This window comes from Phenylobacterium sp., assembly GCF_036821595.1.
In the GTDB taxonomy this organism is placed as follows: Bacteria; Pseudomonadota; Alphaproteobacteria; order Caulobacterales; family Caulobacteraceae; genus Phenylobacterium.
Map to the genome: position 1 here is coordinate 1 of NZ_DAISJG010000078.1, position 9,067 is coordinate 9,067.

11 protein-coding genes are annotated in these 9,067 nt (G+C 72.9%); 5 read left to right on the forward strand and 6 right to left on the reverse strand.

Translation table 11 applies throughout. From position 1 onward, the window contains the following. Window positions 1-261 precede the first annotated feature (261 nt). On the reverse strand, window positions 262-753 hold the full coding sequence (locus V7Z97_RS17890; protein WP_334164796.1) for a DUF421 domain-containing protein: 492 nt from the start codon (window positions 751-753) through the stop codon (window positions 262-264). Between the two features lie 186 nt (window positions 754-939). On the opposite strand from V7Z97_RS17890, the gene V7Z97_RS17895 reads away from it, so the two are divergent. The 3 genes from V7Z97_RS17895 (at window position 940) to V7Z97_RS17905 (ending at window position 3,071) form a co-directional block, all read left to right on the forward strand. Continuing rightward, window positions 940-1,137, forward strand: a complete 198-nt coding sequence (locus tag V7Z97_RS17895) for a hypothetical protein (RefSeq protein ID WP_334164797.1) — start codon at window positions 940-942, stop codon at window positions 1,135-1,137. 30 nt (window positions 1,138-1,167) lie between these two features. Next, on the forward strand, window positions 1,168-2,457 hold the full coding sequence (locus V7Z97_RS17900) for a DUF2254 domain-containing protein (protein ID WP_334164798.1): 1,290 nt from the start codon (window positions 1,168-1,170) through the stop codon (window positions 2,455-2,457). Window positions 2,458-2,570: 113 nt separating this feature from the next. Further along, window positions 2,571-3,071, forward strand: a complete 501-nt coding sequence (locus V7Z97_RS17905) for a DUF3237 domain-containing protein (RefSeq protein ID WP_334164799.1) — start codon at window positions 2,571-2,573, stop codon at window positions 3,069-3,071. A 3-nt stretch (window positions 3,072-3,074) separates the two neighbouring features. Here the strand turns inward: V7Z97_RS17905 and V7Z97_RS17910 are convergent, their stop codons facing one another. Genes V7Z97_RS17910 through V7Z97_RS17925 form a run of 4 tightly spaced genes read right to left on the reverse strand, consistent with a single transcriptional unit; the run spans window position 3,075 to window position 6,319 of the window. Next, window positions 3,075-4,193: a hypothetical protein gene (locus tag V7Z97_RS17910; RefSeq protein ID WP_334164800.1), complete on the reverse strand. Its 1,119-nt coding sequence runs from the start codon at window positions 4,191-4,193 to the stop codon at window positions 3,075-3,077. 57 nt (window positions 4,194-4,250) lie between these two features. Beyond that, window positions 4,251-5,096 (reverse strand): formyltetrahydrofolate deformylase, encoded by an 846-nt coding sequence (gene purU, locus V7Z97_RS17915; protein WP_334164801.1) that lies wholly within the window; start codon window positions 5,094-5,096, stop codon window positions 4,251-4,253. Then, on the reverse strand, window positions 5,096-5,542 hold the full coding sequence (locus tag V7Z97_RS17920) for a type II 3-dehydroquinate dehydratase (RefSeq protein WP_334164802.1): 447 nt from the start codon (window positions 5,540-5,542) through the stop codon (window positions 5,096-5,098). Before V7Z97_RS17920 ends, purU begins: the two co-directional genes overlap by 1 nt. A 48-nt stretch (window positions 5,543-5,590) precedes the next feature. Further along, on the reverse strand, window positions 5,591-6,319 hold the full coding sequence (locus V7Z97_RS17925; protein ID WP_334164803.1) for an N-formylglutamate amidohydrolase: 729 nt from the start codon (window positions 6,317-6,319) through the stop codon (window positions 5,591-5,593). A 74-nt stretch (window positions 6,320-6,393) separates the two neighbouring features. Here V7Z97_RS17925 and V7Z97_RS17930 point away from each other — a divergent pair, with 74 nt between their 5' ends. Both V7Z97_RS17930 and V7Z97_RS17935 read left to right on the forward strand, forming a co-directional pair. After that, window positions 6,394-7,317: a transglutaminase family protein gene (locus V7Z97_RS17930; protein ID WP_334164804.1), complete on the forward strand. Its 924-nt coding sequence runs from the start codon at window positions 6,394-6,396 to the stop codon at window positions 7,315-7,317. Window positions 7,318-7,329: 12 nt separating this feature from the next. Next, window positions 7,330-8,136 carry a transglutaminase-like domain-containing protein gene (locus V7Z97_RS17935; protein WP_334164805.1) on the forward strand — a complete coding sequence of 269 codons (807 nt, stop codon included), beginning with the start codon at window positions 7,330-7,332 and terminating at the stop codon, window positions 8,134-8,136. Window positions 8,137-8,169: 33 nt separating this feature from the next. Here the strand turns inward: V7Z97_RS17935 and V7Z97_RS17940 are convergent. Then, the coding region (locus V7Z97_RS17940; protein ID WP_334164806.1) for a methylmalonyl-CoA mutase family protein at window positions 8,170-9,067 on the reverse strand (898 nt) is incomplete at its 5' end.

The following is a 9,067-nucleotide window of genomic DNA, read 5'->3' on the forward strand; positions in this document are numbered from 1 at the left end:
ACGGGGGGCAGGCCATCGGCGCCGCGGTCTGCCGAGGCGAGAGCGCCAGCAGGTTCGGGGCAGCGGTCCTCCGGACCACGCGACCAGCCGCGCCGAAGGACCGCGCCCGCTCCACATCGCGGCAGGGTCGCGGAGGACCGGCCGCTTACATCGCGGCGCGATGTGGTGGGGCAGGGGAAACGCCATCCGCAGAACGCTGTTCCTGCCGCCCGGGCACAAGAGCGTGAGCTTCGAAGCCGCGCCTCCGCCGCGCGCCTTCGTTCACGCGCGACGGCCCGGCCCGGCCAGGAGGGCGGTCAAGGTGCCGTCCGATTCGAGGATGACGGCGGAGGCGGCCCCGAACTCGTCGGCGCCGGCGTCGCGGATCGCAGACATCACCTCGTCGGCGGTGACCCGTTCGCGCCGCATCGCCTCGTGGAGCAGTTCGCCCCGCCGCAGCAGCAGGGCGGGTTCGGACTTGATCAGCCGGTCGAACCCCGGGCTGCGCACGGAGGTCCAGGTCACCGCGAGCTGCAGCAGCACGAGGAGGGCCAGCGCGGCCACGCCCTCCGCAAGCGACAGGGACTTGGACGTGAAGATCGAGGCCAGGGTCGAGCCCAGGGCGATCGTGACCACGAAGTCGAACGCATTGAGCTTGGACAGCGTCCGCTTGCCGGACACCCGCAGCAGCACCACGAGGCAGACATAGGCGGCGCCGCCGACGACAAGCACCCGCCCGATGTCGCTCCAGCTGGTGAAGAAGGCGTCCTGCATTCCCGTCTCCCGCCAAACGACGGGAACGCGACCCGGGGCCGACGGTTCAGCTCTCCCCGCCCGCCGGGGGCGCATGCCGCCACCCGGAGGATGGACCGAGATCCCGCCGCGCCGTCCGACCTCGACCGGAACCCTCCACGGGCCGCTCCGTTGTCCTCACATGCATCGCAACGGGAGCTATTCCTCGTGACGAGCCACGAGCGCGACCGGCGGCTGGCCACGCTGTTTCCGGACGCCCGGCGGCGGGCGCAGAGCGTGGGGCGCTCGCCGGGCCGGCTGACGCCGGCCCGCGGCGGAAGCTACGGGGCCGAGGCTTACGGGGAGGCCTACGATCCCCACCGGCGGCGTTGGCCCGACGATGCAGCGCCACCCGAGCCCCGCTAAGGTCTCCGGCGGCCCGGCCCGCCTGGTCTGATGCCGAGCTGGCTCTTCACCCTGCTGCAGGTGCGCCGGCGGCTCTGGTTCACGGTGGCGCTGTACAGCGGCCTGGGCGTCGCGGCGGCCCTGGTGGCGGCGCGCTTCGGCCGGTACGTGCCGTCCGACTTCCCGCTCAAGCTGGGCTCGGATGCGGTCGACGACCTGCTGTCGATCCTGGCGAGCAGCATGCTCGCCGTGGCGACCTTCTCGCTGGCGACCCTGGTCACCGCATACACCTCCGTCGTGGGCGCGATCTCGCCGCACGCTGCGCGCCTTCTGGTCTCGGTCGGGGCGATCCGGAACACCCTTGCGACCTTCATCGGCGCGTTCGTGTACGCGATGGTCGGCATCGTGGCGCTCCACACCGGCTACTACGGCGCGGAAGGGCGGGTGATCCTGTTCTTCTTCACCGTCGCGGTGCTGGTGGGCGTGATCGTGGCCATGCTGCGCTGGATCGGCGAGCTGTCGAGCCTGGGGCAGACCGGCAACGTCATCGACCGGGTCGCCGAGGCCACCGCCGTCGCGCTCCGGGCCCCGCTGAGCCGCCCCCGTCGATCCGCCGCGCCCGCCCGGCCGGAGGACGCGCTGGCGGTCTACGCCGAGCGCCTGGGCTTCGTGCAGAACATCGACATCAAGGGCCTGGAGCGATCCGCGGGGGCCCGCCACGCGCGGATCTTCCTCTGCGTGCAGCCGGGGGATTTCGTCCACGGCGGCGAGCCGCTGCTCTGGGCCTCCGGCCCCCGGCTGGATGCGGCCTGTGTGAAGGAACTGCACGACCGGGTGACGCTCGGCGCCGAGCGCACGCATGAGCAGGATCCCCGCTACGGGATGCGGGTGCTGGGCGAGATCGCAGCCCGGGCCCTGTCGCCCGGCGTGAACGACGCCGGCACTGCGAGGGACGTCATCTCCAGGGCCGCGATCCTCCTCCGGGACTGGGCGGTCGAGGGCCCGGCCGAGGACGCGGCCGATCCTTCGGAACGCGTCGTCAGGCCCGCCCTGTCCGGGCGGCTGCTGCTGGAGGAGGCCATGGGGCCGGTGATCCAGCACGGGGCCTCGCACCCCGGGCTTCAGATGGAGCTGCAGCACGCGCTCGCGGGTCTGGCCGCGCTGCCCGACCCGGAACTCGCCGCCGCCGCCTGGCAGGTCTCGCGGGACGCGCTCGCGCGGTCGTCCCGCTCCATCGGCAGGCAGGCGGACCGCCGGCGCGTGCACGAGGCCGCGATGCGAGTCCTGGCGGCCGCCCGCTCATCTAGCGGGGACGAGACCCTCACGCCCCGGGTGCGGTAGGGTGCGACGCGCGATCGCGCGCGGCGCCCCTGGTGCGCCGGGCAGCAGGGACATGCAAAGCTCCGGATGACGTCCCGCGGGGGCGTGACCAACGCCGGGCAGGGGAGGACCAGATGTCCGAGTTCGACTTCGGCGGGCGCGCGCTGCAGAGCGCGCCCCTGTGCGTGGCCCGCTTCGAGGTGGCCGGGGGGATCATGGACCTCGGCGCCTCGCCGTGGCGGACCCGGCGTATCGGCTACATCACCGGCGGGCGGTTCGAAGGGCCGCGGCTGACGGGGACCATCCTGCCGGGCGGCGGCAACTGGTCGGAGGCGGGCGTCGGGGCGGACGGCGCGGCGATCGGCACCTTCGACGCCCGCTGCGTCTGGCGCACCGACGACGGGGCGCTGATCCACGTCAGCTACACCGGCCGGACCTGGATCCCGCCGGAGGTGGGGGCGGCGTTCCGCGACCCGGCCCAGCCGGAGGTCGCGCCCGACCGCTACCGCATCCGCATCGCGCCGGTCTTCGAGACGTCCGATCCCCGCTACGACTGGCTGAACGCCGTGCTGGCGGTGGGCGTGGGCGAGCGGCTGAGCGGCGGCGTCCGCCACTTCATCCACGCGATCGGCTGAGGATCAGCCCGGCGCCGGGGGTCGGCAGTCCGTGAGGCGATGGCCGGGCGGCGGCGGCGGCGGCGGGCGTCGCACGGGCACGCCGCTCTCCGCCAGCATGCGCGCGTAGGACGGGTCGCGGATGTAGTCGGCGCCGCCGTGGCCCACCCGTCCTTCCACACGGTATCCGACGAGGCGGGGATGGCGGCAGCGGAGTTCGGCCCCGACCTGCGGGTCCGCGCCGAGGTCGGTGGGGTTCAGCCGCCCGCGGACGCCCAGCCAGAACTTGTTGAGCACCTCGTCGCGCGGATTGAGCGTGTAGCGCACGGAGACCAGCCGGTCGGAGAAGTCGCGATAGCGCCAGGACCGGTCCGTGCTTCCCGGGGCCCAGAAGTCCGACCGGCCCACGGCGGGCGCCAGCATCACCGCCTTGATGGGGCCGCCCCGGGCGCTGAGCGGCGGCGGGGCGAGGAAGCTCTCCACCGGCTCGCCCAGGAAGGGCAGGCGCGTCGCCTCGGTGAAGGCCTCGGTGTAGTCGGGATTGCTGAGCGCGCTCAGAACCACCGAGGCGCCGCGGCTGTAGGAGACGACGATCACCTCGCGATCGCCGAGGCGGTCGAGGATCCGCCGCAACGCCCGCGAGCCCACCACCTGGCTCGAGGCCGAACCCCAGAACCAGATGCGTGCGGCGTCCAGGTAGGCCTTGGCGTCATGGCCGTCCCAGTAGAACTCGATGACGGTGTCCTGCGGCGAGAGCGCGATCTCGCCGCGCATCGCGACGAACTGCGCCGCCGCGGTCTTCTCGTCGTTGTTGAAGCCGAGCACGAGGACGTAGACGCGGCCGGTCCTTTCGGCCGCCGCATCGGCCAGCTGGGCGAGGTAGGCCGCCTCGAACCGGCGCAGGGCGGCCACCTGATCCGGCCGGCCATCGAGCGCGGCCAGAAGCGAGTGCCGCCGTCGCACCGCCCGTTCGCCGACGACCTCCTTCGCCCGCCAATCGGGCGGGAAGAAGCTGCCGTTGACGTCCACGAAGGCCCGGATCAGCCCCGGGTCGGCGGCCGTGTTGGCCGGCTCGCGGACGGGCAGGTTGTGGGCGCACCCCGCCAGGGTCAGGGCGGCGAGGACGATGACGAGGCGCAGCATGGACCCTCCCGGCGGCCGGAAGATTTCCAGCCGTGGACAGGATTGGCAAGCCGCGCCCTAGTCGGTGAACACCACGGTCTTGCGGCCGTTGAGCAGCACACGGTCCTCCAGGGTCCAGCGGACGGCGCGGGCGAGCACGCGGCGCTCGATGTCGCGGCCCTTGCGGATCAGGGCGTTCGGCGTGTCGCGGTGGCTGATGCGCTCCACGTCCTGCTCGATGATCGGGCCCTCGTCGAGGTCGGCGGTGACGAAGTGGGCGGTGGCGCCGATCAGCTTCACCCCGCGGGCGTGGGCCTGGTGGTAGGGGCGCGCGCCCTTGAAGCCCGGCAGGAAGGAGTGGTGGATATTGATGCAGCGGCCTTCCAGCTTGCCGGCCAGGTCGTCGGACAGCACCTGCATGTAGCGGGCGAGGATGACGAGGTCGGTGCGGGTCTCCTGCACCAGCTTCCAGAGCCGGGCCTCCTGCGCGGCCTTGGTCTCGGCGGTCACCGGCAGGTGGTGGAAGGCGATGCCCTTGAGGTCGGTGTGCGGGAAGGTGGTCGCCGGATGGTTGGAGACCACCGCGGAGATTTCCATCGGCAGCTCGCCCTGCCGCCAGCGCCAGATCAGGTCGGCCAGGCAGTGGTCGGTCTGGGAGGCGAGGATCATCACCCGGCGCCTCTCCCGCGGGTCGCGCAGGGTCCAGTCCATGGCGAGCGCGGCGGCCAGCTCGCCGAAGGCTGAGCGCAGGGCCTCGAGGTCGTCGCCCTCGCCCAGGTCGAAGACCACGCGCATGAAGAACCGGCCGGTCTCGGCGTCGTCGAACTGCTGGGCGTCGAGGATGTTGGCGCCGCGCTCGTAGAGCAGGGCGGCCACGCGGGCGACGATGCCCGTGCGGTCGGGGCAGGAGAGGGTGAGGATCATCAGGCTTTCAGGCGGCGCGCGACGTAGTCGACGGCGAGTTCGTAGCCGGCGACGCCGAGGCCGGCGATCACGCCGGTGGCGGCGGGGCTCATGATGGATTCGGCGCGCCAGCGGGCCTCGGTCTCGGCGCGCTTGTGGATGTTGGAGATGTGGACCTCGACCACCGGCCCCTCGCACATCTTGAGGGCGTCCAGCACCGGCACGGAGTTGTAGCTGAAGCCGGCCGGGTTGATGACCACGCCGCCCGACTGCCGGGCCTCCTGGATCCAGTCGACCATCTCGTGCTCGTTGTTGGTCTGGCGGAAGACCAGCTCGAAGCCCTCGCGCTCGGCGATCGCGCGGCAGCGGGCTTCCACGTCGGCGAGGGTGTCGCGGCCGTAGATCTCCGGCTCGCGCTGGCCGAGCAGGTTCAGGTTCGGGCCGTTGAGCACATAGACGGTCGGCATGGTCCCCTCCGAAGCCGGGCACCGATAGCCGATAGCCGGCGGTCCTGCCTAGCGGCGAGGCGAAAGGACGTCCCGCAGGGCGAGGGGCAGGAGGCGCGCCAGGAGCTCGGCCACGGCGGCCTGCCCCGCCTCCTGGGCGATCAGGTCCTGGCGGACCTCGAGCTCGACATAGTCCATCCCCCGGCCGTGGGCGTGGCAGGGGACGGTGAAGTCCGTGCCGTCCATGCGGTAGGGCTGGTTGTCGCCCACCTCGGCGGCCGGCAGGTCGGCGCGCAGGCGCCGCAGCATGGCGGCGGAGAGCGGGGAATCCTCCAGGTGCAGGACGCCGAAGCGCCACGGCCGGCGGGCGCCGGCCATTTCCGGCGTGAAGGAGTGCAGGGCGACGAGGACGCCGGGCCGGCCGGCCCGCGCGTCGAGCTGGTCGGCGATGGCGCCGTGATAGGGGCGGAAGACCTCGTCCACCCGCGCCGCGCGCGCCTGCGGCGACAGGCCCCGGTTGGCCGGGATGACCGTGCCGTCGCTGGCCTCGCAGATCGCGTCCGGACGCCGCGGATCGCGATTGCAGTCGATCACCAGGCGCGAGTAGCGCTGGCGCACGAAGGCGGCGTCCAGGCGCGCGGCGAGGCGCCGGCCGAGGCCGGCGACGCCGATGTCCCAGGCGATGTGGCGGTCCATCTCGGCGGCGGCGATGCCCAGGTCGCCCAGGGCGCGGGGGACTTCGCGCCCGGCGTGGTCGCCGACGAGCAGGAAGGGCGAGGCGGCGCCCGGATTCAGCACAATCGCCGGCCCGGGCTCATCCGCCGCAAGCAGGCGCGTGGACGACCCCCCGGAATCGCTCGAACTCTTCTGCAATGCCGGTCGTCTCCATCCGCCACCTTACCGCCTACCGGTACCGCAAGCCGGTCGCCTTCGGCGAGCACAGGATGATGCTGCGCCCGCTGGAGAGCCACGACCAGCGGCTGCTCTCGGCCGAGGTGGCGATCAGCCCGGAGCCGGCGCTGGTCCGCCACGTCCACGACGTGAGCGGCGCGACGGTGGGCGTGGCGCGGTTCGAGGGACGGGCCGACCGCCTGGCGTTCGAGAGCCGGGTGCGCATCGACCACCGGCCGGCGCACGCCTTCGACCTGGAAGGCGAGGAGGGCTGCCTGGGCGCCGGCCCGTTCGTCTACGACGCAGAGGAGGCGGGCGAGCTGGCGCGGTCGATCGCCCGGCGCCACGCCGATGCGGGGGGCGAGCTGGAGGCCTGGGCGCGGCGCTTCGCGCGGCCGGCGGGACGGACGCGGCTCTCGGAACTGCTCACCGACATGACGCAGGCGATCCACGGCGGCTTCGCCTACGGCATCCGCCTCCACGGTCCGCCGCAGACGCCGGCGGAGACGCTGGAGAGTCGGCGGGGGAGCTGCCGCGACTTCGCAGTCCTGATGGTGGAGGCCGCCCGCAGCCTCGGCCTCGCGGCCCGGTTCGTGTCCGGCTACGTCTATTCCGCCTCGCCGAAGTCGGGGCGCAAGGGCGGCGGCCACACCCACGCCTGGGCGCGCGTCTACCTGCCGGCCTGCGGCTGGACGGACTTCGACCCGACCAACGGCATCATCGGCAATACCGACCTGATCCGGGTCGCCGCCGTGAACGATCCGCGGCAGGCCCTGCCGCTGCACGGAACCTGGGCAGGCGAGGCCGGCGACTTCGACCGGATGGACGTGGAGGTCGATATCGAGGTCGAGACGGCCGCCGCGGCGGAACCTGCGCACCATTTGCGGATTGCGCGAACGGGTTAGCAGGGGTCGCGCATGCGCATACGAGCCGGGTACGAGATCAGCTACGACTGCCCCGGCCCGACCCCGATGCTGCTGATGCTCAACGTGCGGCCCGAGCGGCAGGCCGACCTGGAGACCGCCGACACCGTGCTGCCGGACCCGGACCTGCCGGTGCGCCAGTACCTCGACGCCTTCGGCAACGTCTGCAGCCGGGTGATGGCGCCCGGCGGGCGGATCACCTTCCGCGCCGACTTCGTGATCCGCGACAGCGGCGAGCCGGATCCGGCGGATGTGGAGGCCGAACAGCACCCGGTGGAGGACCTGCCCGACTCGGTCATCGAGTATCTGCTGCCGTCCCGCTATTGCGACCTGGAGCTGCTCAGCGACCTCGCCTGGGAGACGTTCGGGAGCACGCCGACCGGATGGGCGCGGGTGCAGGCGATCGTCGACTACGCCCACGAGCGCATCCGCTTCGGCTACGAGCACGCGCGGTCCACCAAGACCGCCCACCAGGCGCACGAGGAGGGCTGCGGCGTCTGCCGCGACTACGCCCACCTGGCGATCACGCTGTGCCGCAGCATGAACATCCCGGCCCGCTACTGCACCGGCTACCTGGGCGACATCGGCGTGCCGCCCTCGGGGGCGCCGATGGACTTCAGCGCCTGGTTCGAGGTGTTCCTTGGCGGCCGCTGGCGGACGTTCGACGCGCGGCACAACCGGCCGCGGATCGGCCGCATCCTGATGGCCGTGGGCCGCGACGCCACCGACGTGGCGATCACCACCCACTTCGGGCCGGCGACCCTCTCGGGGTTCCGGGTGATCACCGAGGCCCTGTCCTAGCCGGACGGGCTGTTCGACCTCGGCGCCGGCCGGTTACTGCGCCGCCTGTTCCTGGGCGTAGCCGAGGAGCTCGTTGAGGCGCTCCAGGACGGTGATGGCGGCGTCGGGGACGACGGTGCCGGGCGTGAAGACGGCGGCGACGCCCATCTCCTCCAGGGCCCTGAAGTCCTCCGGCGGGATCACGCCGCCGACCACCACCAGGATGTCCGGCCGGCCGAGCTTGGCCAGCTCCGCCTTCAGCTCGGGGACGAGGGTCAGGTGGCCGGCGGCGAGCGAGCTTGCGCCCACCGCATGGACGCCGTCCTTCACCGCCTGGGCGGCGGTCTCGGCGGGGGTCTGGAAGAGGTCGCCGATCTCCACCTCGAAGCCGAGGTCGGCGAAGCCGGAGGCGATCACCTTCTGGCCGCGGTCGTGGCCGTCCTGGCCCATCTTGGCGACCAGGATGCGCGGCTTGCGGCCGTCGGCCTGGGTGAAGCTCTCGACCATGGCCTTCGCCCGCTCGGCGGCGGGCGTGGCGCCCGCCTCGCGCAGGTAGACGCCCTTGACCGCGTCGGCATGGGCCTTGTGGCGGTTGAACACCCGCTCCAGGGCGTCGGAGATCTCGCCGACCGTGGCCTTGGCGCGGGCGGCGTCGACGGAGAGTTCCAGCAGGTTGCCGCCGCCGGCCGCGCCGTTCGACAGCGCGGTGAGGGCGGCCTCGACCGCCCTGGGGTCCCGCTCGGCGCGCAGGCGCTCGAGCTTCTCGAGCTGGCGCTCGCGCACGGCGGTGTTGTCGACCTTCAGCACCGGGATCTCGTCGGCGACGTCGGGGCGGTAACGGTTGACGCCGACCACGCTCTGGAGGCCGGCGTCGATGCGGGCCTGGGTGCGGGCCGAGGCCTCCTCGATGCGGCGCTTGGGCAGGCCGTCCTCGATGGCGCGGGCCATGCCG